The 24,634-nt window shown below is 34.8% G+C and carries 19 protein-coding genes and 1 tRNA gene; 9 read left to right on the top strand and 11 right to left on the bottom strand.

From position 1 onward, the window contains the following. Nucleotides 1–44 precede the first annotated feature (44 nt). Complete coding sequence (locus tag SYN6308_RS05550; protein WP_017293446.1) at nt 45–344, bottom strand: hypothetical protein; 300 nt, start codon at nt 342–344, stop codon at nt 45–47. A gap of 230 nt (nt 345–574) precedes the next feature. Between SYN6308_RS05550 and SYN6308_RS05545 the strand changes: the two genes are divergently transcribed. Then, nucleotides 575–1,567: an NAD(P)/FAD-dependent oxidoreductase gene (locus tag SYN6308_RS05545; RefSeq protein WP_017293445.1), complete on the top strand. Its 993-nt coding sequence runs from the start codon at nt 575–577 to the stop codon at nt 1,565–1,567. A 76-nt stretch (nt 1,568–1,643) separates the two neighbouring features. Here SYN6308_RS05545 and SYN6308_RS05540 read toward each other — a convergent pair whose 3' ends face one another. Beyond that, nucleotides 1,644–2,405 carry a hypothetical protein gene (locus SYN6308_RS05540; protein WP_017293444.1) on the bottom strand — a complete coding sequence of 254 codons (762 nt, stop codon included), beginning with the start codon at nt 2,403–2,405 and terminating at the stop codon, nt 1,644–1,646. A gap of 190 nt (nt 2,406–2,595) precedes the next feature. Between SYN6308_RS05540 and SYN6308_RS05535 the strand changes: the two genes are divergently transcribed. Together SYN6308_RS05535 and pedR are read left to right on the top strand one after the other, a co-directional pair. Next, nucleotides 2,596–3,240 (top strand): class I SAM-dependent methyltransferase, encoded by a 645-nt coding sequence (locus SYN6308_RS05535; RefSeq protein WP_017293443.1) that lies wholly within the window; start codon nt 2,596–2,598, stop codon nt 3,238–3,240. A gap of 73 nt (nt 3,241–3,313) precedes the next feature. Then, nucleotides 3,314–3,577, top strand: a complete 264-nt coding sequence (gene pedR, locus SYN6308_RS05530; RefSeq protein ID WP_017293442.1) for a photosynthetic electron transport-dependent transcriptional regulator PedR — start codon at nt 3,314–3,316, stop codon at nt 3,575–3,577. 130 nt (nt 3,578–3,707) lie between these two features. On the opposite strand, the gene miaA is transcribed toward pedR, so the two are convergent. The 6 genes from miaA to SYN6308_RS21825 form a co-directional block, all read right to left on the bottom strand. Further along, nucleotides 3,708–4,616: a tRNA (adenosine(37)-N6)-dimethylallyltransferase MiaA gene (gene miaA / locus SYN6308_RS05525; RefSeq protein ID WP_017293441.1), complete on the bottom strand. Its 909-nt coding sequence runs from the start codon at nt 4,614–4,616 to the stop codon at nt 3,708–3,710. A 200-nt stretch (nt 4,617–4,816) separates the two neighbouring features. Next, the gene (locus tag SYN6308_RS05520; RefSeq protein ID WP_237741262.1) at nt 4,817–5,077 is read right to left on the bottom strand and encodes an HNH endonuclease; all 261 of its coding nucleotides are present in this window, start codon (nt 5,075–5,077) and stop codon (nt 4,817–4,819) included. Further along, nucleotides 5,061–6,083, bottom strand: coding sequence for an arsenosugar biosynthesis radical SAM (seleno)protein ArsS (gene arsS / locus SYN6308_RS21835; protein WP_017293439.1), 1,023 nt, complete (start codon nt 6,081–6,083; stop codon nt 5,061–5,063). The genes SYN6308_RS05520 and arsS overlap by 17 nt, the downstream gene beginning before the upstream one ends. A gap of 22 nt (nt 6,084–6,105) precedes the next feature. Continuing rightward, on the bottom strand, nt 6,106–8,136 hold the full coding sequence (locus tag SYN6308_RS05510; RefSeq protein WP_017293438.1) for a cation:proton antiporter: 2,031 nt from the start codon (nt 8,134–8,136) through the stop codon (nt 6,106–6,108). Nucleotides 8,137–8,340: 204 nt separating this feature from the next. Beyond that, complete coding sequence (locus tag SYN6308_RS21830) at nt 8,341–10,581, bottom strand: GumC family protein (protein ID WP_017293437.1); 2,241 nt, start codon at nt 10,579–10,581, stop codon at nt 8,341–8,343. A 174-nt stretch (nt 10,582–10,755) separates the two neighbouring features. Next, nucleotides 10,756–11,130, bottom strand: a complete 375-nt coding sequence (locus SYN6308_RS21825) for a hypothetical protein (protein ID WP_144051401.1) — start codon at nt 11,128–11,130, stop codon at nt 10,756–10,758. A 536-nt stretch (nt 11,131–11,666) separates the two neighbouring features. On the opposite strand from SYN6308_RS21825, the gene infB reads away from it, so the two are divergent. The 4 genes from infB (at nt 11,667) to SYN6308_RS05480 (ending at nt 17,646) form a co-directional block, all read left to right on the top strand. After that, nucleotides 11,667–14,660, top strand: coding sequence for a translation initiation factor IF-2 (infB, locus tag SYN6308_RS05495; RefSeq protein WP_017293435.1), 2,994 nt, complete (start codon nt 11,667–11,669; stop codon nt 14,658–14,660). A 214-nt stretch (nt 14,661–14,874) separates the two neighbouring features. Then, entirely contained in the window at nt 14,875–15,834 is a 960-nt protein-coding gene (gene hemC, locus SYN6308_RS05490; RefSeq protein ID WP_017293434.1) for a hydroxymethylbilane synthase, read from the top strand. Between the two features lie 140 nt (nt 15,835–15,974). Beyond that, on the top strand, nt 15,975–17,261 hold the full coding sequence (proA, locus tag SYN6308_RS05485; protein ID WP_017293433.1) for a glutamate-5-semialdehyde dehydrogenase: 1,287 nt from the start codon (nt 15,975–15,977) through the stop codon (nt 17,259–17,261). 301 nt (nt 17,262–17,562) lie between these two features. After that, a tRNA-Leu gene (locus SYN6308_RS05480) sits at nt 17,563–17,646 on the top strand. Between the two features lie 70 nt (nt 17,647–17,716). Here the strand turns inward: SYN6308_RS05480 and SYN6308_RS05475 are convergent. Then, on the bottom strand, nt 17,717–19,129 hold the full coding sequence (locus tag SYN6308_RS05475) for a GAF domain-containing sensor histidine kinase (protein ID WP_017293432.1): 1,413 nt from the start codon (nt 19,127–19,129) through the stop codon (nt 17,717–17,719). A 108-nt stretch (nt 19,130–19,237) separates the two neighbouring features. On the opposite strand from SYN6308_RS05475, the gene aroB reads away from it, so the two are divergent. Both aroB and SYN6308_RS05465 read left to right on the top strand, forming a co-directional pair. Continuing rightward, nucleotides 19,238–20,326, top strand: coding sequence for a 3-dehydroquinate synthase (gene aroB, locus SYN6308_RS05470; protein ID WP_017293431.1), 1,089 nt, complete (start codon nt 19,238–19,240; stop codon nt 20,324–20,326). Between the two features lie 384 nt (nt 20,327–20,710). Continuing rightward, a complete protein-coding gene (locus SYN6308_RS05465; RefSeq protein ID WP_017293430.1) occupies nt 20,711–21,490 on the top strand; it encodes a PspA/IM30 family protein in 780 nt (259 codons plus the stop codon). Between the two features lie 290 nt (nt 21,491–21,780). Here the strand turns inward: SYN6308_RS05465 and aroA are convergent, their stop codons facing one another. Together aroA and SYN6308_RS05450 are read right to left on the bottom strand one after the other, a co-directional pair. Continuing rightward, nucleotides 21,781–23,109, bottom strand: coding sequence for a 3-phosphoshikimate 1-carboxyvinyltransferase (aroA, locus tag SYN6308_RS05455; protein WP_017293428.1), 1,329 nt, complete (start codon nt 23,107–23,109; stop codon nt 21,781–21,783). 109 nt (nt 23,110–23,218) lie between these two features. Then, a complete protein-coding gene (locus tag SYN6308_RS05450; protein WP_017293427.1) occupies nt 23,219–24,625 on the bottom strand; it encodes a DUF1822 family protein in 1,407 nt (468 codons plus the stop codon). Nucleotides 24,626–24,634: the final 9 nt, after the last annotated feature.

The raw sequence follows: 24,634 nt of genomic DNA, 5'->3' as shown, positions 1-24,634 counted from the left end.
TGATTATCCGTTAACAATAACTATCTATAACAATCCTAAATCATTTAGTGTATTGAGTGAATGTGTCGCCATGCTTTTAATTTACTGCCATGACGAAAGAGAATACAGGTGGCTAAACTAAAATTTTGAACACCATAGATTAAAACATCGGCTTTTTCCTTAATTATTTCCAGAAAATGTGGGCATTGTTGAAAATCAAGACACAATACGGTAGAGGAATCCCAAGTTTCTCGATAAATATGACATTCTGGGGGTAAAATATCCACGAGATAACGAAATCTACTTAATACTTCCTGCTCAAAATCATAACTGGTGGACTTGAGGATCGATCGTGATTCAGACATAGAGAATTACCCTTCAACTGCTTATATTTTAAAACTATCACTGTTTTTAGATTTCGATCGAAAATTTTATGAAAAATTAGTAAACCCATTGTTCGCTTCAATAAAATAGGATAATGGGTAAAAAAAGGTTAAAATCAAGACTGGATATACTGTTTAGTAAGAAGACGTAAAATAATCATTGCACATTGTACAAAATTATATAATAAAGTAAGGATTAGGAGGAAAAATCGATGAAATTATCTAGTAAAAATTTTGAAACCCGTCTTGATACCGTCTATGATGCCATTATCGTAGGGGGCGGTATGGGAGGTTTATCCACAGGTATCTATCTGGCTCGTTATGGTCTAAAATGCTTAATTATCGAAAAGGGTAAAGGTCGATCGCTATGGATGCAAGACCTTCGTAATTATTTAGGTATTGATCCCCATGCACCGGGTAGAGATATATTGAATCATGGCACAAAACAAGCCATTGATTGGGGTGCAGATCATTTACGGGGTTATGTAGAAGATGTTACCGATGAGGGAGACACCTTTGCGGTGAAGGTAAAAATCGGTAAAAAAGATAGTGTTTATCCTGTTTTTCGCAGTAAATATTTAGTGGCGGCTTCTGGAGTTATCGATGTTTTGCCTGAAATTGAGGAGATGCAAAACATTTATGATTATGCTGGTTATACCCTCCATGTGTGCATGATTTGCGATGGTTTCGATATGTGGGATCAAAAAGCGGTGTTAATCGTTGCTAGGGAAGCTCAAATTAATGCTGCTTTTGTTTTAAACTGGTTTACTCCTTATATCAGCGTTTTAACTCATGGTTTATGTGAGGTTGGGGAGGAAATGAGGCAAAAATTGGCGGATCATGGTTATCCTTTATATGAGAGTAAGATCGATCGTATTATTGGCGAAAATCATAAAATGCAAGGGGTACAATTAAAAGATGGTACTGTGGTAGAAGCAACTACGGGCTTAATCAACATGGGATCAATTTATCATAATCACTACTTGAAAAATATTGAAGGTTTAGAGTGGGATGGTGAAAATCTTGTTACTAATGATATGGCACAAACTAGCCACGATCGAATTTTTGCTTTAGGTGATTTGAAAAAAGGTTTAAATCAAGTTTCGATCGCTGTAGCCGATGGTACTTTAGCCGCTACTCAAATTTGGCGTAATATTCGCCGTCAATCAACCCCCCGCAAATGGGAAGAAAACTTGAATAATTAAAATTAACAATTAAGTTCGTAGTGAGGGTTTTAACTCTTATAATGACTAAAGTCATCACTACAAACTTTTAACCTTTTTAATGATTAACAATTTTTGTCATTAAATTTGATAAATCAGCTTCGGTAATATTGATATTTTTTAAAATATTGTTGGTGAAATAAGCTAATTTTTCGGCATCAAAAACAATAAAATCTTGGGGATTAAAAATTAAGAAGTTATCATAACGCATTTTTTCTACATATTTCCAAAATCGCTTCATTGTCAAATAACAAAAAATTAACGGTAATTGTTTTTCTATTTTTTCCGCCTCTGAATCGTTATTATTAATGGTGTTAATTTCCATAAAATAACCCTGTCTATCCATAAAAGTTAGACTACATTTTGGTTCTTTTTCATCAAAAGAAAGGTACATATTTTTCCAACAATCCCATTCAATAAATTGATATTGGTTTTGCTTTAAATCCGATACAATATCATCATTTTCTAAAATTAATCCTTGGGGAGTGAAAATTACAAAAGTCTCGATCGAATCTGTAACTACTTTTTGATTACCTAATTTTTCTCCTAATAAAACTTGAAAATTAGAACCAAAAAATAATACTGACTCACTTTTGAGAATGGAATTATTCAGAATACTGGAAATAGAAATATGTTGATTATTTTTATTGATCACAAAAGCAGAAAGAGGTTTATATTTAAGGGAATGTTCACGAATTTTAAACAAGGGAATTAATTGTTCACTTTCTAACACTAACAATAGCTTAACGATCGAACTAGGACACTGAGATTCATCAGGGAAAATAGAGGTAAAAAGATTATGAGTTACAGACTTAATCATAGTTGTCACTGGTTTTAATGGTTTCTATAGCTTTATCCAGTCACTTAATTTGATTTATGCCATTATCGAAAAAAAAATTTTGTCATTGTGAGGTAACGAAGCAATCTTAAAACCTTCTTTAAAAAAAATGTGATCTCGATCGAAATTCCCTATCTATAATTAATTGACTGACATTCCCAAACTCCGAACTATGCTACTACAACCAGATCAAAGAACCAAATTAGATGATAGTGAAGACACCTTATTCTATTCTTTCCCCCGCTTCGTTAACCATGTGGATGATCACTTTATCCGTCAATTAACAGAATTATATCGGCGAGAGTTACAAGAAAACACAAAAATACTGGATTTAATGAGTAGTTGGGTATCCCACTTACCTCCAGAAATGAAATTTAGTCATATAGAAGGACACGGTATGAATGAAGAAGAATTGAAGAAAAATCCTCGCTTAAATCATTATTTTGTTCAAAATTTAAACAAAAACCCTAAATTTCCCCTAGAAAATCAAGATTTTGATGCGGTTTTATGTGCTGTTTCCGTACAATATTTACAATATCCAGAAGCTATATTTAGTGAAATTGCTCGAATTTTAAAACCCAATGGAGTCGCTATCTTTAGTTTTTCTAATCGGATGTTTTATCAAAAAGCTATCTCTGTATGGCGTGATAGTTCCGATCGACAAAGACTACATTTAGTCAAATCATATTTTCAATCTATTCCTGATTTTGGCGCATCGCAAATAGTGGCAACTCAACCAGAATTACCTGCGATTTTACAAATGTTCGGTATCGGTGGAAAAGACCCTTTTTATGGAGTTTTTGCTCGTAAAAAATAAATTTTTTAATCTCTCATTTTTCGTTACAATTAAATTGAGAATAATCGGTAAATCTACGGGGTAACAAATACTTATGAATAGTGGCAAAATATCAGAATCCACTACTCTTTCTGATAGAGAATTAGAAATCTTAGAATTAGTTGCGATCGGTTTAACCAATAACGATATTGGCGAAAAATTAGAGATTAGTAAGCGAACTGTTGATAATCATATTAGTAACATTTTAACCAAAACTAAAACAGATAACCGAGTGGAATTAGTACGTTGGGCTTTACAATGGGGTAAAATCTGTCTTGATGAAGTAAATTGCTGTATTTTGCCTAACGTTGCTGAGTAATGTTCCTTAGTTAAAACCTTTTGATTACAGGAGGCTTTATCTGTTTGTTTTTAGCTTTTTCCCTAAGAAACCTCACACTGTATTTTTTAACAAAAAAAGTCTCATAAAATCAGTGTGGGATGAATTACGGTCAAGATTTAATGATATAATTTGGTTCATTATTAATTCTTTCCCAAACGTCTTCTAATAAATCAGCAGAATCTGCATTAAACCATTGAATATCTTGATTCGCATTAAACCAAGTCCGTTGTCTTTTGGCAAATTGACGAGTATGAATAACAATTAATTCTTCTGCTTGATTAAGGTTAATTTCTCCCATTAAATATTGTTTAATTTCTGCATATCCTAAAGTATTTAATAAGGGTAAATCTATCCCATATTTTTTGATTAAATTTTCTGTTTCTGTCACTAAACCTTGTTCAAGCATTTGTTTTGTACGTTGTTTGATTCTTGCTTCAATAGCAACTCGATCGCACTGTAAACCAATAGTTAAAATAGGATAACTAGGGGGATTTTCTCCTTGTTGTGCAGAAATAGGCTTCCCCGTGACATAATAAACCTCTAAGGCACGAATCGTTCTAATTTCATCGTTAGAATGGATTTTTTCGCAGGATTTACGATCGACTTGCTGTAAAAAATCATACCTTTCCTGTTGACTATAGTACTCTAATTGCGATCGAAGTTGCGGTTGGGGAGCAACCCTAGGAATTTTTAACCCCTTAGTAATCGAGTTAATATATAACCCTGTACCCCCTACCAATAAAGGGATAGAAGTACTAGAATTAATGATATTTTGAGCTTTTTCTTGATAATCCGCTAAAGTGAGAATTTCTGTTGGGTGACAAATATCAATGAGATAATGGGGTACTAAATTTTGTTCGGCAATAGTAGGTTTAGCTGTACCAATATCGAACTCTTGATAAACCTGCCGAGAATCCGCACTAATGATAATTGTATTCAATCTCTGGGCTAATTTCAACCCCAAAGAGGATTTACCACTAGCAGTCGCACCACAAATAACAATTAAACCCCATTTCATAAATTTTTTTAATTTTATTAAATACTCATGAATTATTCGATCGAATTTTTATAAGTTGAGACACATTTAAGTTAGGTGATTTCTAAGAATAAATATACCTGATTTAATTAAATTCATTTAACGATAGCTATTAACAATAAACATCTCCAAAATATAAATTTCCTATGACAAAACAAATACTATTTCATATTTTTCAATGTCTAAATATTAAGAGATAATTGACCTATCGTAATATTACCTTTTCTTCCCCGATGATATTCTAAATGACAACTATTGCATAAAGCGACTAAATTTTCTAGTCTATTATCTTCTGGTATTCTATTCCAGTGATGTACTTGCAAACAGTTTCCTCTTCTTGAATTTTCCTTAAAATCTGCACCGCATTTGGCACACTTCCAATCCGCTTTTTCTTTGACAGCAATCGATATTTCTCTCCAATCTTTGCTATATCTGCTCATCATTTATTCCTTTTATGCCCTCCCTAAGTATCACATCAGTTATTAACATACCGCCACAACTTGAACCACTTCCAGCAGTACAACCATAACAAAAATTAGCGGTTTGAATTTCTTTAAGTAAATCTAAATTATTTTGCTCTAAAATATCTTTTAAAGTAATTTTTTTCTGGTGAATATCTAAAGAAGGTATATTTTCCATTTGGTTAAAATCACAGTCATAAATATTGCCCAAATAGTCAACTGATAATTGATTTTTACACATTAAATGGGGTAAAGTGGCAAAATTAAAGTTAGTTTCTAAAAATTTTAAATAACTATCTTTTAAATTAAGTTTTTCTAAATAAATATTGGTTCTGCCGATAGGTAAATTAGTAATGGTAAATAAGTTATTAAATTTGATATTAAAATTATCTAACAAATATTGTTTATAGTCTTTTTCAAGATTTGCTTGATTGGGGGTTAAACTAAAATTATTATCTTGAGGTAAAGGGGGATTATAAACTAAGTCAATGATTAAATTTTTATCTCTACCATAACCTAATTGATTAAGTTTCTGTAAGGATAAAATAGATTTATTATAAACTCCTTTTCCTCTTTGTTTATCGACATTATCTTCTAAATAACAAGGTAAAGATGCCACTACTTGCACCTGATTTTTAGCAAAATATTCGGGTAAATATTCGTAACTAGATTCAAAGAAAATAGTTAAATTCGATCGAACTATGACAGTTTTCTGATTAAGTTTTGCCGTTTCCACTAACTCCCTAAAACCATAGTGCATTTCGGGTGCTCCTCCTGTCAAATCGACGGTATCAATTTGAGGAAAATGATTAATAATTGTCAGTAACTGTTGACAAATTTCAGGAGTTAATTCTTCTGTACGTTGGGGAGATGCTTCCACATGACAATGATGACACGCAAGGTTACATTTTTTGCCTAAATTAATTTGTAAAACTGTTATTTTATCTTTAGTTAAAGGAGTTTTTATTTTGGCACTAAAGTTAGTCATTTTGTCAAGAATTAGCATCATTTTAACTGGTTTTTAAACAAATAATCATCATTGAAACTCGTCTATAATCACGAGCGATCGATTCAGGAATAGTACCTAAAGTGGGAGTCCCGACTACTTTATGATCACCGATGGACATAAGTAATAATAAATCATCGGGTTGAATTTCTTGTAAAACTCTGCGAGTAAAATTACCCTTTAATTGTTGAAAAGAAAGCCCCATTAAACGATTATCAACAATTACTCCTGAACTATTACCAGAAATTAAGAGAATGTGTAAATTAGCATTAAGTTCGTTTGCTAAAATTTTGGTTAAAGTTAATGCTTCCGCAAAACTAGAAGAATTGTACTGAAAATCAGAAATAGCAAAAACTACCCTTTGAGTGGTTTTAATGGGTTCGGTAAAACGAGTAATTAGTACCGGTACAGGAGATTTTTGCACTACATTATCAATGATACCACCAAAAAAGTTGTCTTGATAAGTAGAAAAACCTTTCCAACCGCAGATAATTAAATTAGCATCGCACTCTTGATATACATGGAGAATACCTTGTTCGATCGAACTTTCAATTCTAGCGATACTTTGTACATCCGTAGAAGTAGCATGAGCGATCATTTCCGCCGTTTCTAACAGTTGTGCTTGACGAGTTTTGTCTCCTTTAGAAATAACTTTATCATTATCGGTCAGGATGTGTAGAGGAAAAAGTTTGCCTTTAGTGGCATTAACTAATAATAAAGCCAAATTTAACAAGTTATCTTCTGTGTTGGGGTTAGCCACAGGTACAATTACTCGATAAAGAGGAGTTTGACTTGCCAAGGCTTCTTCATTTTCTTCCGTTTCTGGTGTTTGGGAAGCTAATTCTTCCGTCTTAATTTGATCTGCCCATTTTGTTGTTACCCAAGGGGATACAATACAAGTAACAAGAATCATGGCGATCGTACCATTAACTGTTAATTCATCCACTAAATCGATATTAAAAGCCACAGTAATCGCCGCTAAAGTTGATGCAGCTTGAGCTACAGACAAACCAAACATCACCATAATATTAGGGAAAGAATATTTAAAATATTTACCTACCCCCCAAGCAGGAATAAATTTCGCCACGATCGCCACTACTATCATAACACCAGAAACTAAGAACGATCGAGGTTCTTGAATTAAAGTAGCAGGATTAACCAACATTCCCACCGACAACAGAAACAGGGGAATAAATAAAGTATTGCCAATAAATTGGATACGATTCATTAATGGACTCAAAGGCGGAATTAATGGTCTAATACTGATACCTGCCAAAAAAGCTCCGATAATGGGTTCAATATCAATTAATTTAGCGACATAAGACACCATAAATAAGGTTAGTACTACAAAGGTAAACTCAGCCCCTTCATCCCTGCCAAAAGTACGGAAAAACCATCTCCCCAATTTAGGTACACCAAACAGAGTGGCAAAGGTATAAATAATTAAAGAAGGAATTAAGTATAACCAAAATCCTAAAGTTAAATCTCCATCATTGGCTCTCACGACGATCGTTAACACCAAAAGAGCTAAAATATTAACAATGAGAGTGCCTCCTAACGTCACCGTCATCATTTTCGATCGCATTAAGCCCCGTTTACTGACAATCGGTAAAGATAGCAAAGTGTGAGAAGCAAAACAAGAAGCCACCAAAATCGCCGCTAAAATATCATAACCAATCAACGTCATAGATACGACACCTAAAACCATCGGCACGGCAAAAGTACTTAATCCGAAAATCGTTGCTTTATCACCATTTTCCTTTAAATCATCCAAACTGGTTTCTAATCCAGCCATAAACATGAGAAATAATAGCCCCACTGTACCAAAGAGTACGATCGTTTTATCCCTCTCTAATAATCCTAAGCCATAAGGTCCAATAATAATTCCCGCAACAATTAAACCCACGATACCGGGTAATTTAATTTTCTCGAATAGAATAGGAGCGATCAATAATACTCCCATCATAATTAAAAATACAGCAACAGGGTCTGTAATGGGACCGGGAAGAAAAGAAAACAAATAAAAATTAGTCATACAGTAATGGAATTATTAATTAGGGTTTGTCTTATCGTCTTTTGGTGAAGGGGAGGTATTAGGCATTAGGTGAAATGTCAACTATAAATTTATAACAATTGCATTTTTAAAATTATCAAAACTATATATATGAAAGTTTTAAGCGATTATTTTCTTGTAATTTATCATAACTACTGTAGAAGAGCCATTCTTAATTCTTAATTCTTAATTCTTAATTCCATTAGCCACGATACCCAATAATGGTACACGAGATATTTTAAGCTGATCTGTCACTATCCGTAATTTATTGCGATCGCTCCTACCTAACCTCATCACTAAAATTAAACCATTAGTATTAGGGGCAATAATTTTAGCATCAATAAACCCCAGCAAAGAAGGACTATCATAGATAATCAAATCAAAAGTTTGACAATTATTCAACAGCTTAACAATCTCCTGCATTTTTTGAGAATATAATAACTTTGTCGGATCATCAGATACATTTCCTGCGGTAATCACAGACAGATTATCCCATGAAGGTACTTGTTGCATAACAGATTCCAACTTTAATTCTGAACTTAAAACTTCACTTAAACCTTGATTATTTTCTATACCTAACAATCGATGTAATTGAGGAAGTCTCAAATCAGCATCAATTAAAAGAACCTTGCGCCCCATTGCCACCGCCGTTTGTGCTAAATTAAGGCTTATAGTGGACTTACCCTCCATCGAATTAGGTGAACTTATCACGAGGGAATTTACCACAGAATTAGAATTTAATGAGTCAATATTCGTCAAAAAATTGCGAAATGACTCTATCCAATCAGAAGAAGTATATTCTTGAGGTTGAGAAGTTTTCGACATCCAACCAACACTAGATTCTGTGTTGAAAGAAGGTAAAACCTTCCCCATAACATCCTTTACAGAATTTTTGTGCCAAGGAATTTGCCCTAAAACGGGATATATTGTTACCTCTTTTAATTGAGATAAAGAGTAAATTTTCCCGTCTAATAAATCTATAATACTAGCGGTGATTGTTCCTGCAATTAATCCTCCTAATAACCCCATCATTAAGTTATTTAAAGGTACTGGATAAACAGGCTCTTCTTTTACCGAAGGTGGGCTAATAACACGCCAATTAACAATATTTTGAGCGTTTTCTAATTCTAATTTTTCTCTTGTTTCTAAAAATCTTTTTAAACTATCTGCATTTGCCTGTAATTCCCTTTGCAAATCTGTATATTTTCTGGTGATAGTTGGCATCTTACTAATACGATCGTTCACGTCATCTAAAGCAATTTTAAGATTTTCTATCTTAGTCTCTAACATCTTAATTTCATTACCTTTTAACAACATTTGCTCTGTTAATTTAGTGCGAATTTCGTTTGGTGATGATAAATTTATTGATTGTTGATTATTGATTTTTCCTGAATGTTGTGATAAAACTTTTTTGCGTTCTTCTTCTAATAATTTAACTAAATTTGCTTTCTTTTCATTTAAAGTAATCATTTGAGGACTTATATCGGTGAAAACTGCGGATTTTGTCGCTATTTCTATTTCTAAATCTTGTAATTCTTTCGATAAACTTTGATATTGTTTAGACTGGTTTAAATCATTAACTGCAATGGCTTGTTCGAGAGTTAAATTTAGTTGTTTTTCTAAATTTTCATAGGAGGCGTTTGCCTGTTTTAAATTAATTTGTGCTGATAAATACTCTTGTTCGATCGCAATTAATTGTTGAGTTAATTCCGTAGATTTAGCTTGAGGATCAATAAATTTATGTTCTTGTCTTAAATTTTGTAATTGAGTTTCTAAAGAGACAACTTTTTTCTCTAATTGTGGTACTTGATTTCTCACAAATTTTAAACCTTCATTGACATTATTTTCATTATCACCAAGATTTTTAGTTAAATAACTATCGGCAATTTTATCTAAAACAAATTTAATTTTTTCAGGATTTTGATTTTTAAATGCTACCTCAATTATCTTAGTATTTTCCAGTTGTTTAATACTTAAATTCTCATTATTAGGAAGGTTTATATCATCAAAAATATCGGGATATTCGATGGCAACTTCTTCTAAAATTGGCACTAAAACACTAGGACTTCCTAATATTTCTACTTCGGTATTATAATCAACAGTTCCGGGAGAAGTTGGGGATAAAGTACCATCAATATTAATATTATTATTAGTATTAGTATTGTTTTGATCTTGAGGTTTTTCGATTAATAACAAAAATTTTCCCTGATAAATAGGAGATAATTGATAAGTCCAATAACCTACCCCTGATGTGACACCTAATGTCATAACTAAAAATATTAACCATCGTCTTTTTAATACAGCAAAAAACTTGACAAAATCATTATCAGTATCCATTTCTTCCTGATTTGATAAAGTAAGTTCTTTTGTTCGATCGATATTTTGAGAGTTAATATCACCAGAGTTAAAATTATTTTTCTTAGTCATATTTTGGGTTTGTCTATGGGAATCAAAAGCCTTTTGAATTAATTATTTATATATATTACATCAACAAAAAAAGTGTCAATTTGAGAATTTTTATTCAAAACCTAAACTGTCTTCCTGTCTTCCTGTCTTCCTGTCTTCCTGCCCTCTTGTCTTCCTGCCCTCCTAATAATTCTGTTAAACTCCAAAAAGTTGTTGATGAGGGCAAGTAGCAAGATATACCTGATCTGTTAATGCTTCACCATGAGTGCCAACGGTCATTCCTCTTAATCTCTTTAATTTATTGATAGAGGTAGTACAATCGCACCCAAACATTTGAATCGCAGCGTCACTTTCCTCATCAGTGAAATTAAGCATATAGTAACCGTCTTCATTTTTTTCTAAACCTGAATATTCACTTATATTTCCAGAGTTAGGGCTAATAATGGTAATATCAATAGCCTTTGTTTCGGAAGCGTGGACTTTTTGAGGTTGTATAAAATTAAAAAAGAAAGAAGCCAAGATAACTGGTGTGGATAACAAACACCATTTTAAAATTTGATTAGTTTTCATAGTTGAATTTTTCATGGTATAAATTTTTTTGTGAAGGCATTTAGCTATTAGTATTAGGTCTTTCTAATAATTTCTAGTATCTAACACTTTATTCTTATCCATAAATTTTAAAACAAAATCAGGTAATTTAAAAAAGTACTGAGGTATTTAATCAGAAAAATCATCATAATAGTAAGTACAGTATTTAAGACAGACTAAGAATTGAGATCAATTCTTGAGTTATCATTTAACATCGATCGATCCTAAAAAGACGACTCTAATCTAAGAGGCAAATGCCCACAAGATGTCTAAAAATATCGGATTCGCAGTAAAAAGAATGAACTATTAAAACTCATTGGTTTAAAATAAAGAATTAATCTTAATCGTGTCTGTTTAGTGAAAACTAAAAACTGGTCATGGTCATAAAACTGCTTAATAGGTTATTAAAACAAAACCAACCCCTATTAAATAACTCACCATTAAATATAAAATTAAAAATCTAACTACTAAAATTAGTAAAAACAGTTATAATATAGTACAATTAGGGCAATTTGTGGATGAAAAACGGAAAAGTAAGAATATACGATTTATCAAAAGAGCTAGAGTTGGATAATAGAGACGTATTAGAAATATGTTCTCGTTTATCCATCGATGTGAAGAATCATAGCAGTACTATCACAGAATCTCAAGCCGACAACATCAAAGAAGTAGCAAAAAACTATCCTATGACCTCTGTCAATAACCAAGTCAAAAAAACGACTACCACCCACCATAAAGAACAAAAAAATCCTGCATCACCAGAATTGAAAACCAAGAACAAAAAGCAAGAAATCCTTGCCATATATAGCAGTAATCAGTCATCGACAGACGGTTCTACGAAGGACTCCCCCATGTTATTGACTCCCCCTCGTCCTCAAGCGCCTTCTGATGGCGGTAAAAATATAGCAGAAACGGGGGCAAAACCGCCTAAAATCGAGCCTTCGAGACCTCAAGTCAGTGCCAATAAACCAACAATCAAATCTCCCCCTTCCCTCGATCGGGATAATGTTGTCAATGACCCTGAGAAAGAGCAAAAATCCTCTCCCAAAGTCAAATTATCTTTTAATGAAGAGGATAAAAAACCTCGTCCTAAAACAGCAAATAAAACCAGCCCTCCTCGTCGAGGCAATAATAAAAATAATCGCAAAGATTTTGATACTCCAGACATCGTCAGCGGTGATTTAGATAATAATATCAAGCCCTCAAAACCCTCCGTAGCCAAACAAGAGACAGGAGAAAAAGAAAACTTTAAAGCGGCGCCTAAACCTAAACTACATAGACCGCCTCAACGACCGGTAGCGGTGGTTGAACCAGAATTAGATTTAGATGAGGATATGGATGAAACCGCCTTAACATCCTCTGATGATGATTTTGATGGAGAACCCATATTATTAGAAAAACCCAATCGAATTAAGCAGAAAATTAAGAAACCTTTAGAAAAAGGAGAGACTGCTGTATGGGATGATGATGACGATAGTAAAGAAGGTAAAAAAGCCGTCAAGAAACGTCGAGCTCAACTCATTGATGATGATGACGATGATCTAGTTGACTATTTAGATGGAGAAGATGGAGATAATGAGTTTCTCAATTTAGCCTTAGCACGTCCTGAGAAAGAAGTTAGTCAACAGCCGAAGCCTCCAGAAAAAACCCGTGCGCCTCGGAAACAAAAACCAAAATTCGATAAAACCGAACTTAAAGTTGATAAAAAACTTAAAGCGGAAAAAGAAAAACCACCAGAATTTATTGTTCTTAAACAAAGTCCTACCTTAAGAGAACTAGCAGATTTACTCAATACTCCAGATACAGAAATTATTAAGCTGTTATTCTTTAAAAGTATTGCCGTTAATATCACAGAAACCCTTGATATGGAAATTGCCAAAATAGTGGCTGCCGATTTAGGGGTAGAAGTGATTACCGAAGAAGAAAAAGCTAGTGCCAAGAAAACTGAGATGATCATGGAAACCGATCTTGATAGTCTTCAACATCGTCCTCCTGTCGTTACGATTATGGGACACGTTGACCATGGTAAAACAACTCTTTTAGACTCTATCAGAAATACTAAAGTCGTTCAAGGAGAAGCAGGAGGCATTACTCAGCATATTGGAGCATACCATGTGGATGTGGAGCATGAAGGCAAAACTCAACAGATTGTTTTCTTAGATACTCCCGGTCACGAAGCCTTTACCGCTATGAGGGCAAGGGGAGCAAAAGTGACGGATATTGCGGTGTTAGTAGTTGCTGCCGATGATGGTGTACGACCTCAAACCAAAGAGGCAATTAGTCATGCTAGAGCGGCGAAAGTTCCCATTGTGGTAGCCATCAACAAAGTTGATAAACCCGACGCTAATCCCGATCGAGTCAAACAGGAGTTAGTGGACTTACAATTAGTTCCCGAAGATTGGGGCGGTGATACCGTCATGGTGCCTGTCAGTGCCTTAAATGGTCAAAATTTAGACACTCTCTTAGAGATGATTGTCTTAGTGGCAGAGATGGAACAACTTTCCGCTAATCCCGATCGATTGGCAAAAGGTACAGTGATTGAAGCTCACCTCGATCGAGCCAGAGGACCAGTGGCTACTTTATTAGTACAAAATGGAACATTAAGAGTCGGAGATGTCATCGTTGCTGGTTCAGTAGCGGGGAAAATTCGGGCGATGATTGACGATCGAGGCGACAAAGTAGAAGCCGCTAGTCCATCTTTTGCGGTGGAAGTATTAGGCTTAAATGAAGTACCTGCGGCGGGGGATGAATTTGACGTTTATAAAAATGAAAAAGAAGCCAAAGCCATCGCCGAAAGCCGTGCCGAAGCGCTTCGAGATACCCGTTTACAACAAGCCTTATCCTCTCGTCGTGTTACCCTAAGTACCCTATCGGCTCAAGCCCAACAAGGGGACTTAAAAGAACTAAACCTAATCATCAAAGCCGATGTACAAGGTTCAGCCGAAGCGATTTTAGGCTCATTAAAACAACTTCCCCAAAAAGAAGTACAAATTCGAGTCTTATTATCAGGGGCGGGAGAAGTCACCGAAACCGATGTGGATTTAGCCGCCGCCAGTGGTGCAGTTGTCATTGGTTTTAATACGACCTTAGCACCCAATGCACGACAAGCCGCCGAACAGGAAGGCGTTGACATTCGGGAATACAACGTAATTTACAAATTGCTCGATGAAATTGAAGGGGCGATGGAAGGATTACTCGATCCTGAAGAAATCGAAGAAAGTTTAGGAGTAGCCCAAGTCAGAGCCGTATTTGCGGTGGGCAAAGGTGCTGTAGCTGGTTGTTATGTACAGTCAGGTAAAGTTCTCAGAAACCGCTTTATTCGAGTGATACGCAATGGAAAAGTTGTTTACAATGGCAACTTAGATTCCCTAAGACGGGTTAAAGATGACGTGAAGGAAGTTGCTGCTGGTTTTGAATGTGGTATTGCCATCAATAAATTTGCTGATTGGCAAGAAGACGATCGCATTGAAGCCTACGAAATGGTATTTAAACGTCGTACCCTCACTCAGTAGTGGAGATAGTGGAAGACAAGAAGACAAAAAGATAGGGAGACAGGGAGACAGAAAAACAGGAAGATTATATTTTTGTAAATAAATAGGGTAAATTTCTGTCATGAATAACATATTAGGAGATATATAAAATCGAGAAAAGATCAACAATCAATCAAATAACGTTTTTCTGATAAGCTAGATCGAGTTCTCAAAAATTTTTATAAAAACTATTTATATGACCGCAACTATTGAAAATGAACGTACTATAGTAATTGGAACGAGAAAAAGTCAACTAGCATTAGTACAAACTTATTGGGTAAAAAAAGAATTAGAAAGTCGCTTCAGTGATGTAGAGTTTGAAGTGGAAAAAATGAGTACTCAAGGGGATAAAATCCTTGATGTGGCTTTAGCAAAAATTGGTGACAAGGGTTTATTCACCAAAGAATTAGAGTTAGGAATGATTAACAATGAAGTGGACTTTGCGGTACACTCCTTGAAAGATTTACCGACTAACCTGCCCGATGGTTTAATGTTAGGTTGTGTTACCCAGAGAGTTAACCCTGCCGATGCTTTAGTTGTCAATGAAAAACATAAAGATAAACAATTAGACACCCTTCCCGAAGGTTCGGTAATTGGTACATCGTCTTTACGTCGTCTTGCTCAATTACGTCACCATTTCCCCCATTTAACTTTTAAAGATGTGCGAGGAAATGTGAATACCCGTCTTGCCAAATTAGACGCTGGAGAATATGATGGTATTATTCTTGCCGTTGCAGGTTTAGAAAGATTAGATATGGGAGATCGAGTTCATCAAGTAATTCCCCCTGAGATTTCCCTCCATGCAGTAGGGCAAGGTGCTTTGGGTATCGAATGCCGTGTAGGCGATGAATCTGTGCTACAAATTATCAAAACTCTGGAAGATGCTGATAGTCGTGATTGTACTATGGCAGAACGTTCTTTCTTGAGAGTCTTAGAAGGGGGTTGTCAAGTACCTATCGGGGTTAATAGTAAGATTGAAGGTGATAAGCTGACTTTAACGGGAATGGTGGCTAGTTTAGATGGTAAACAATTACTTAAAGATAGTGTAACTGGCGATCGAACCAATCCTGAAGAAATTGGCTCACAATTAGCTGAAAAATTGAAACAGCAAGGTGCAGGAGAAATCTTGGCGACGATTATCGCTGAAGTGAGATAAAAAGAAGTAAGAAGTAATGAGCAATTAAAATAATAAGCATTTCCAAAAATTTGTGAAAGAAGGGTTAAAACCCAGTAGGGGTGAATGGTATTCACCCTCTACAAATTCATTGTTAACTATTAAGTGTTCACTGTTAGTATATGTCGGAATTACAAAAAATCGCCCAAAAAAACCAAGTTGCTGCCAGAGAATTGGCGATATTGTCTGAGAAAGATAGAAATGAGGCTCTAAGCTCGATGGCATTTGCCCTCGAAAAACATCAAAAAGAAATTATTACAGCGAATGAAGCGGATTGTCGTGAAGCGGTCGGGGTAATTTCTGCACCTCTCTATGCTCGTTTAAAAATGGGAGAATTTAAGTTAAAAAGTGCGATCGCAGGAGTGCGAGATGTGGCAAAATTAACTGATCCTCTTGCGATGGTATCCTTAAAAAGAGAGTTAGATGAGGGGTTAATTTTACAACGCATTAGTTGCCCTTTGGGAGTCTTAGGAGTCATTTTTGAAGCGCGCCCCGATGCCTTAATTCAGATTACCAGTTTAGCCATCAAGTCAGGTAATGGCGTTATTTTGAAGGGAGGAAAGGAAGCTCTCCAAACTTGCACAACTTTAGTTAAGATTATTCAAGATGCCCTCAAGGAAACGAAAGTTAACCCCAACGTCATACAGTTGTTAACCACCAGAGAAGAAATTAAAGAATTGTTATCACTGGATAACTATGTGGATTTGATTATACCTCGTGGCTCGAATGAATTTGTCCGCTATGTGCAGGATAACACCAAAATTCCCGTTTTAGGACACGCTGACGGTATTTGTCATCTGTTTATTGACTCTGACGCTGATTTAGACAAGGCGATTAATATTGCTGTTGATGCAAAAACTCAGTATCCTGCCGCTTGTAATGCGATCGAGACTTTATTAATTCATCATGATATAGCCGAAAAATTCTTACCAAGTATTGCCCAAGCATTAACAGAGAAAGGTGTGGAGTTAAGAGGAGATGAAGCTACCCAAAAAATTATTATCTGTAATCCTGCCACAGAGGAAGACTGGAAAACAGAATATAGTGATTTGATTCTATCGATTAAAATTGTCGATGATTTAAGCAGTTCGATCGAACATATTAACTATTATGGCTCAAAACATACCGATGCGATCGTGACGAATAATCAACAAAATGCTGAAATCTTCATGAATAAAGTGGATTCCGCTGGAGTATATCATAACTGTTCCACTCGTTTCGCCGATGGATTCCGTTATGGATTTGGAGCGGAAGTAGGTATAAGTACTCAAAAAATGCCCCCCAGAGGACCTGTGGGTTTAGATGGTTTAGTTACCTACAAATATAAATTAGTGGGCAATGGACAAATTGCGGCAACCTACAGCGGTGATAATCCTAAACCTTTTACTCATGTAGATATATCTGAGTGAACTATAAAAATAGATGAGGGCTAACTTGGAAGACAGGCAGACAGGCAGACAGGAAGATTGTATTTCTTGTGAATAAATAAAATTCTCTCAAAAGTACATCAAATATTAAGAATTTTTCTCCCTGTCCACTTGTCCACTTGTCTAGTTTTCATCATTTTCTTTATGGTTCACTGAGGTAGATATACTGGGTTAAGTAAAAAATCCCCCTTTTTTCTTAACTGAGCAGTATTGGATGGGATAATTCTTGATTATTATTGCTGACTCTTTTAATATACGCTAAAATTTGTAGATAGTTATTTAAGCAGGACTGGCGGAATTGGCATACGCGCTAGATTCAGATTCTAGTGTTCGCAAGGACTTCCGGGTTCAAGTCCCGGGTTCTGCATTTTTTGTTCTCTTTAAACTATATTATACATCAAACATATTTTAGTTAAAAATTTAATTTCTGGAGAAGTCTATTGTATGGGTATAGAAATAATAAAACGATACCCTGATTCTGACGAACCCTGTAAGGAAATATCTCCTGCTTGAAGATGGGCTAAATAACCACTAAATAAAAGGCAAATTAGATCATATTCATAAGTATTTTGTTTACTGGTTTTTTTGTTTAATTTATTGTCTAAAGATAAGTTATAATAATTATTTAATACCTCTTGATAAAGGCTTATTTTTTCAGAGGAAATACCTTCCCCTAACCAAGGATGAGTTACTCGACAATTAATTTTTAAATATTCCTTTTTTTTCGAGATATGAACTTGTATTTCACTCCCTGTTCTTGATGATTCAATGATAGTAATTAGAAGATAATATAAGGTTTTTTTGACTTTTTCTCGATCGAGCTTCCAGACTTTTTGCCCCGGTTCGATCGATAATATTAAAGTATGATCACGGCTATGGGCAATGGTTTCTAAACTTTTAAGAACTTGTTTACCTAAATTTTCTAAATCCACAGGGACATATTCTAGGTTAACTTCTGCGTTAAAAGTAGCTAATTTATTAATTTCATTGACTAAAGTCACCATTTCTTGTCCACTATCATGGATAATTTGTAAATACTCTAATTGTTTAGAGTTAAGTTTTCCGTAAATTTCTTGCTTTAATACACTAGACATTCCGATGACAGAAGTAAGGGGAATAGATAATTTTTGAGTTAATTTATTGAGTAATTGATAACTTAATAATTTAATATATTTTTCTTGATCATTATTATTATTTTGAGGTATAACTGATGAGATAGGGGAAATATTAGCAACTTTTTTTGTTAAGCTACTTTGATTAATATGTTGTGCATTATTCAAATATTGAGCAACATTATTGTTAGAAGTCGTTAATAAATTTCTTTCATATTCTGCCATACACCATCTGGCGGTTATCACCATGAAATTAATCTCTTGAGTTGTAAATTTTCTCGCTGTTGTATCCATCACTTCTAAACAACCAATACACACCCCATTAAATAGAGTTAAAGGTACACCTAAATAAGAAACAATACCGTAGTGTTGAGTTAAAATTGCCCTTGAAAAAAAAGAGTCATTTAAGGTATTTTCCATGACTAAATAACTTTCAGAATCAATCACATGGGTAGCAAAAGCATCGTCTCGACTAATTTTTCTGGTTTTGGCGATGGTATTCATTAAACCTAAATTTGATAACCCATAGACTGATTTAATCTGATATTCGGTTTCTAATAATAAACCTAAACAAGATACGGAAATATTAAGACAATTTGCCACAGTTTGAGTGGCTTCTTCAAAAACAGGGATGATTTTTTCCTGTGATAGATTAAGATTTTGAATCGCCGAAATTCTCTTATTTTCTCTTAACTGAATTGACTCGTTATTCCAAATACAAAATAGAGGTTTTCTCATCTTAATCCATGGTAAATTATTTTGACGATAATCTTTTCTTTCTTCTTGAGACGATCGAACCGTTTTATCTTACAATAAAAATGATTAAAGTAGTGAGATCGATCGATAATGGAATCAATTATACCTGTATCTTTGCCCAACAATTCCTATAATATTCACATCGCTAGTCATGGCTTATCAACTCTAGGAGAAAGAATCAAAGAGTTGAATTTAGGGAAAAAAATTTTAGTAGTATCAAATCCCGAAATCTTCGATTACTATGGAGATATTGCCGTCAAATCTTTAGAAAACGCAGGTTTCACTGTCAATTATCACCTAATTCCTGCGGGGGAAAATTATAAAACCCTAGAATATTTAGCTAAAATCTATGATAGCGCCCTCAAGTTTTCTTTAGAACGCAACTCGACTTTATTGGCTTTAGGAGGAGGTGTGGTGGGAGATATGACAGGATTTGCGGCGGCGACTTGGTTAAGGGGAATTAATTTTGTACAAGTGCCAACTTCTCTTTTAGCGATGGTGGATGCCTCCGTTGGCGGTAAAACAGGAGTGAATCATCCTCAAGGCAAAAATTTAATTGGCGCTTTTTATCAACCCAAATTAGTATTAATTGATCCTACAGTTTTGAAAACATTGCTCGATCGAGAGTTTAGGGCTGGTATGGCGGAAGTCATTAAATATGGAGTAATTTGGGATAAAACTCTTTTTGAAGCCCTTGAAGACGCAAATAACCTTGATAGCTTAAATAATTTTGATGAGATGCTATTAAATGATATTTTAGTTCGTTCTTGTCACGCAAAAGCCGAAGTCGTCAGTCAGGATGAGAAGGAGGGAGGATTAAGAGCTATTTTAAATTACGGACACACCATAGGTCATGTTATCGAAAGTTTAACGAATTACGAGACTTTTGTTCACGGGGAGGCGGTAGCTATCGGTATGGTAACGGCGGGTAACTTGGCGGTTAAAATGGGTTTATGGAGTGCATCGGAGGCAAAAAGGCAAGATTTATTAATCGAAAAAACTGGTTTACCAACGGCTATTCCTGCTAATTTGGATGTGGAAAGTGCCATTGCCCATTTACAAACCGATAAAAAAGTTCAAGCTGGAAAGGTGCGTTTTATCTTACCTAGTTCGATCGGTAAAGTGATTATAACAGATCAAGTTACCGATGATTTATTAAGAACAGAATTGAATAAATAATAGTTTTATTTATTTGTTCGTAAGGGGTGAATATTATTCAACTTTAAGGGTTTTTGAATATTATTTTTTTAATTTTGGGAGATGCTTCTTCTTCATGATGCCGAAGGATTTTTATGGTCAAAAATGTTAGTTTTTAAAACTAATTAAGAGTATGAAAAGCAGAAGTTTTCAACTAATAATTCATCAATTAATAAAAAAACTTAATATTTTGGAGAAAAGTAAAATTATGCTCTTTTTTGCTACTGTTTTCAGCCCTCATCAAAAGACAATGAGGTAAATCCTCGATCGATTCAAGTGAGGTGTTAAGATAGTCAAGGTATGATTTAAGATAAGATTAAAATTGAAATAATGTAAATGTTAGAGTAGAAGAAAAGGTTAACTATTATGGGAATATTCGATCGCATCAGTAGAGTAGTACGAGCTAACGTCAACGACATGATTGATAAAGCTGAAGATCCAGAAAAAGTATTAGAACAAAGTATTCGAGAAATGGGTGATGATCTCGTTAAAATGCGTCAAGCAGTAGCACAGGCGATCGCATCCCAAAAAAGAACCGAACAACAGTATCAAAAAAATATGTCCGAAGCCAATACATGGCAACAACGGGCGCAATTAGCTTTAACCAAAGGTGAAGAAGGTTTAGCCAGAGAAGCCTTAGTGCGGAAAAAAACCCATGCCGACACTGCCGCCAGTCTAAAAGCTCAATTAGACGGGCAAGTAGGGCAAATTGACTCTTTACGCCGTAACCTCACCGCCCTAGAGAGTAAAATTTCTGAGGCAAAAACTAAAAAGGATATGCTCAAAGCTCGATTTAGTGCCGCTAAAGCCAATAAACAAATCCAAGAGAGCATGAGTAGTATTCAAAGTAGTTCAGCTATGTCTGCTTTTGAACGCATGGAAGACAAAGTAATGCAAATCGAAGCCGAATCCCAATCCGTAGGAGAATTAGCGGGAATGGGAGAAGATGTAAAATGGGCGCAATTAGAAGGTGGCACTGCCGTTGACGATGAATTAGCCGCTTTAAAAGCTCAATTATCAGGCACTCCCCAACCTAGTGCATTACCCCCTAGTACCACTACTTCAACTCCCTCTACTTCAACTCCTGTGAGCGCTGTTGATGACGAATTAGAGCAATTGAGACAACAATTAAATAAAGGCTATTAATTAATTAGGGTTTGCCTCATAGTCTTTTGATGAGGATAGGTATCGGAAAGGGTGTTAGGTATTAGGTTAAAGAATGAAAAATCAAGGTTTTGAGACTTTGTATAATACAAAAAAATATAGAGATATTATTAAAAATAAGGTCAAAAGTGTCGAATTTTTGAATAAAAATCCTTAAAACTGCGCACTTTTTTCTTAATGTATGATGCCTAAACCCTTGATTTTAATAGCTTTCTGAGTTATTCAGCAAACCCTAAATATTTTATTCCCTTGATCAGACATTTAAACTACTTTTAAGAGACTATTTTAATTAATGTATCTACAAAAGTAGGATAAGAAATTGAGGCAGCTTCGGCACGGTTGATAATGGTTTTGCCCTGGGCATTTAAACCTGCAATGGCTAAACTCATAGCTATACGATGATCAGTATAACTGTCCATGGTCGAACCTTTGAGGGTGACACCGCCATTAATTTCTAAACCGTCTGGTAATTCAACAATATTGGCGCCCATTTTATTCAATTCTGTCGCCATTACCGCCAGTCGATCGCTTTCTTTGACGCGCAATTCTTCAGCATCTTTGATAACAGTTGTACCTTCTGCAAAACAAGCAGCCACGGCAAGGATAGGAATTTCATCGATTAAACGAGGAATGATTGCACCTTCGATGGTACAAGCCTTCAGTTTACTTGATTTTACCCTTAAATCGGCTACGGGTTCTCCTGCGGTTTCCCGTTGGTTTTCGAGGGTGATGTCTGCATTCATCATCTCCAATGCTTCTAAAATGCCCGTGCGAGTCGGGTTTATACCAACATTTTCGATGATTAACTCGGCATTGGGTGTAATTGCTCCTGCTACTAACCAAAATGCGGCTGAACTAATATCACCGGGTACTATTACTGTTTGCCCTTGTAATTTTGCTCCGCCTTCAATGGTGACGCTATGGGTATCTGTATCAATTTCGAGGGTAGCACCGAACGATCGTAACATTCTTTCACTATGATCTCTCGACAAAGCTGGTTCAGTGACAGTGGTTTTGCCTTCTGTCATCAACCCTGCTAAAAGGATACAAGATTTGACTTGGGCGGAAGCGACGGGGGAATAGTAGTGAATGGATTTGAGTTTTTGCCCGATAACTGCTAGGGGTGCGTTTTTGTTGTCATTTCTGCCGTAAATTAATGCGCCCATGTCTTGTAATGGTTTGATTACCCTTGCCATGGGGCGACTTCGGAGGGAGTCATCTCCTGTGACGGTGAAAAATTTGCGAGGTTGTGCCGCTAACAATCCCAACATTAAACGCATGGTTGTGCCTGAGTTTCCTGCATCTAAAACGTTTAAAGGTTCTTGTAATGTTTTTTGTCCGATTCCTGTCACTGTCACTTTTTTGCTGTTTAACTCGGAAATTTGCGCCCCCATTGCCTCAAAACATTTTGCTGTACTACGAGGGTCTTCTCCTAATAATAAACCTTCGATCGTCGTTTCTCCAGATGCGATCGCACCTAACATTAAAGCACGATGGGAGATAGATTTATCCCCCGGAATAGTGATTGTACCATGTAAAGAATTGGCTTTTTTTTCAATAATTAATTGATGATGTTCGTTGGTTTTAATAAGATTAATCACGGGTAATAATTATAAATTTTATGATGCAATAAATTAGGACTTATTATATCAGATTATGGCTATTTTAAAAATATTTATTTAGTGATTATCTCAATTAGATAATGCTAAATTAAATAGTGAAATATTCATCTTTTTCGTAATCATTTAATCTAAATTTGAGGGTAAAACTTTCGCCATAGTTACCCCAGAATTTATATTGAATAATAGCATCATTATTATTTGTGTTAATTTCTTCAAAAATGTCGTTATTATCATCGATTATTTGTAACTGTAAGTCATTTGGTAAATAACTATTATTACTTAGGTTATAAATTCTAATAAAAATATCAATTTGCTGATCAAATTTAGGTAAAATACCGATTAATAAAGCAATATTTTCTGTCTCTAAATTGATAATTTTTCCTTGCCAAATAGCACAAGCAGGATGATTAGCATCTAATGTTTGTAAGGCTAAAACTGCATTCCAGCGAGTTTCTTCATCTTCTTTCTTGTCAATAAAACTAGGTAAAATTTTAATAATTTCTGGTTTTAAATTATCTTCAATTCCTTGGTTAATAATACTTTTAAATATGTTATTAATTGCAGTTCGATCTTGAAACGGCACTGCTCGATCGAACCTATCTTCATCGAGATTTTCTTGTAAAATTTTAACATAATCTATCCTAGAAATCGATCGAGCTGAAAAAGCAGGAGTTAAGGAAAAATCTGGAATAGAAAATTGTTGTTGTAAATCATCTAAACATTGCCATCCCTTAGTTAAAGCCGAAGAAAATTGACGATTCAACCAGATATTTAAATTCACACCTTGACGAGAAGAAAATAACTGATGACGAGTAATATTATCACTGATTAGGCTTAACCATTGTTCAAAATTAAGCAATAAACGAGGAGAGGAATAGTTTTGAATTTCTTGAATTAAACTCTGTTGCTTTATAGTTGATAAAACAGGTAAAGGGGAAATTTGAGGAAGAGAATTCCAACCATATTCATATTCTAAACAGATTAAATTTAAGTCAGTTTCTAAAGACTCAAAAGGAAAATCAACACAATGATTAAAAGAATCTAAATTACCATAATTTAAGACATCTTGATAGGAAGTGTAACCCCAAAAACTCAAATAATTTTCTTCTAAATTTACTTCCACAGGGAGATAGTAATTACCTACCCAAGAAGGAATTTTTAACCATTCTTCGGGGATAGAAAATTCCGTTTTATCTTGAGTTTCTACAGGGATTAAAACAATGCGACTCGAATCAATATCAGTAGCATTACCATTAGTAAATTCCCAAATACTCAGGTTATCTTCTAAACTAATGTTATCAACAAAATTAGAATCTAACATTAAATTGAGCCATGAAAGAAAAGTTTTTCTAACTAACAAATTAAGATAACCTCGAAAACGGCTAATTTCATTACTTAACTTATTTGTTTGTTGCCAAGTTTCGGTTTTAATTTTATCTGTTAATTGTATTTTTATCTCATCTATGGAAGTATCAATAAAAGAAAGATTAGTCATATTTTTTAA

Source organism: Geminocystis herdmanii PCC 6308, assembly GCF_000332235.1.
Classification (GTDB): Bacteria; Cyanobacteriota; Cyanobacteriia; order Cyanobacteriales; family Cyanobacteriaceae; genus Geminocystis; species Geminocystis herdmanii.
Note: the sequence above shows the minus strand (reverse complement) of the source record. Positions and strands in the feature narration are given on the sequence as shown.

Excerpts from the sequence above, each read along its gene's own strand:
- SYN6308_RS05550 (WP_017293446.1), bottom strand. The coding sequence starts at position 344 with ATGTCTGAATCACGATCGATCCTCAAGTCCACCAGTTATGATTTTGAG.
- SYN6308_RS05545 (WP_017293445.1), top strand. The coding sequence starts at position 575 with ATGAAATTATCTAGTAAAAATTTTGAAACCCGTCTTGATACCGTCTAT.
- SYN6308_RS05540 (WP_017293444.1), bottom strand. The coding sequence starts at position 2,405 with ATGATTAAGTCTGTAACTCATAATCTTTTTACCTCTATTTTCCCTGAT.
- SYN6308_RS05535 (WP_017293443.1), top strand. The coding sequence starts at position 2,596 with ATGCTACTACAACCAGATCAAAGAACCAAATTAGATGATAGTGAAGAC.
- pedR (WP_017293442.1), top strand. The coding sequence starts at position 3,314 with ATGAATAGTGGCAAAATATCAGAATCCACTACTCTTTCTGATAGAGAA.
- miaA (WP_017293441.1), bottom strand. The coding sequence starts at position 4,616 with ATGAAATGGGGTTTAATTGTTATTTGTGGTGCGACTGCTAGTGGTAAA.
- SYN6308_RS05520 (WP_237741262.1), bottom strand. The coding sequence starts at position 5,077 with ATGATGAGCAGATATAGCAAAGATTGGAGAGAAATATCGATTGCTGTC.
- arsS (WP_017293439.1), bottom strand. The coding sequence starts at position 6,083 with ATGACTAACTTTAGTGCCAAAATAAAAACTCCTTTAACTAAAGATAAA.
- SYN6308_RS05510 (WP_017293438.1), bottom strand. The coding sequence starts at position 8,136 with ATGACTAATTTTTATTTGTTTTCTTTTCTTCCCGGTCCCATTACAGAC.
- SYN6308_RS21830 (WP_017293437.1), bottom strand. The coding sequence starts at position 10,581 with ATGACTAAGAAAAATAATTTTAACTCTGGTGATATTAACTCTCAAAAT.
- SYN6308_RS21825 (WP_144051401.1), bottom strand. The coding sequence starts at position 11,130 with ATGAAAACTAATCAAATTTTAAAATGGTGTTTGTTATCCACACCAGTT.
- infB (WP_017293435.1), top strand. The coding sequence starts at position 11,667 with ATGAAAAACGGAAAAGTAAGAATATACGATTTATCAAAAGAGCTAGAG.
- hemC (WP_017293434.1), top strand. The coding sequence starts at position 14,875 with ATGACCGCAACTATTGAAAATGAACGTACTATAGTAATTGGAACGAGA.
- proA (WP_017293433.1), top strand. The coding sequence starts at position 15,975 with ATGTCGGAATTACAAAAAATCGCCCAAAAAAACCAAGTTGCTGCCAGA.
- SYN6308_RS05475 (WP_017293432.1), bottom strand. The coding sequence starts at position 19,129 with ATGAGAAAACCTCTATTTTGTATTTGGAATAACGAGTCAATTCAGTTA.
- aroB (WP_017293431.1), top strand. The coding sequence starts at position 19,238 with ATGGAATCAATTATACCTGTATCTTTGCCCAACAATTCCTATAATATT.
- SYN6308_RS05465 (WP_017293430.1), top strand. The coding sequence starts at position 20,711 with ATGGGAATATTCGATCGCATCAGTAGAGTAGTACGAGCTAACGTCAAC.
- SYN6308_RS05450 (WP_017293427.1), bottom strand. The coding sequence starts at position 24,625 with ATGACTAATCTTTCTTTTATTGATACTTCCATAGATGAGATAAAAATA.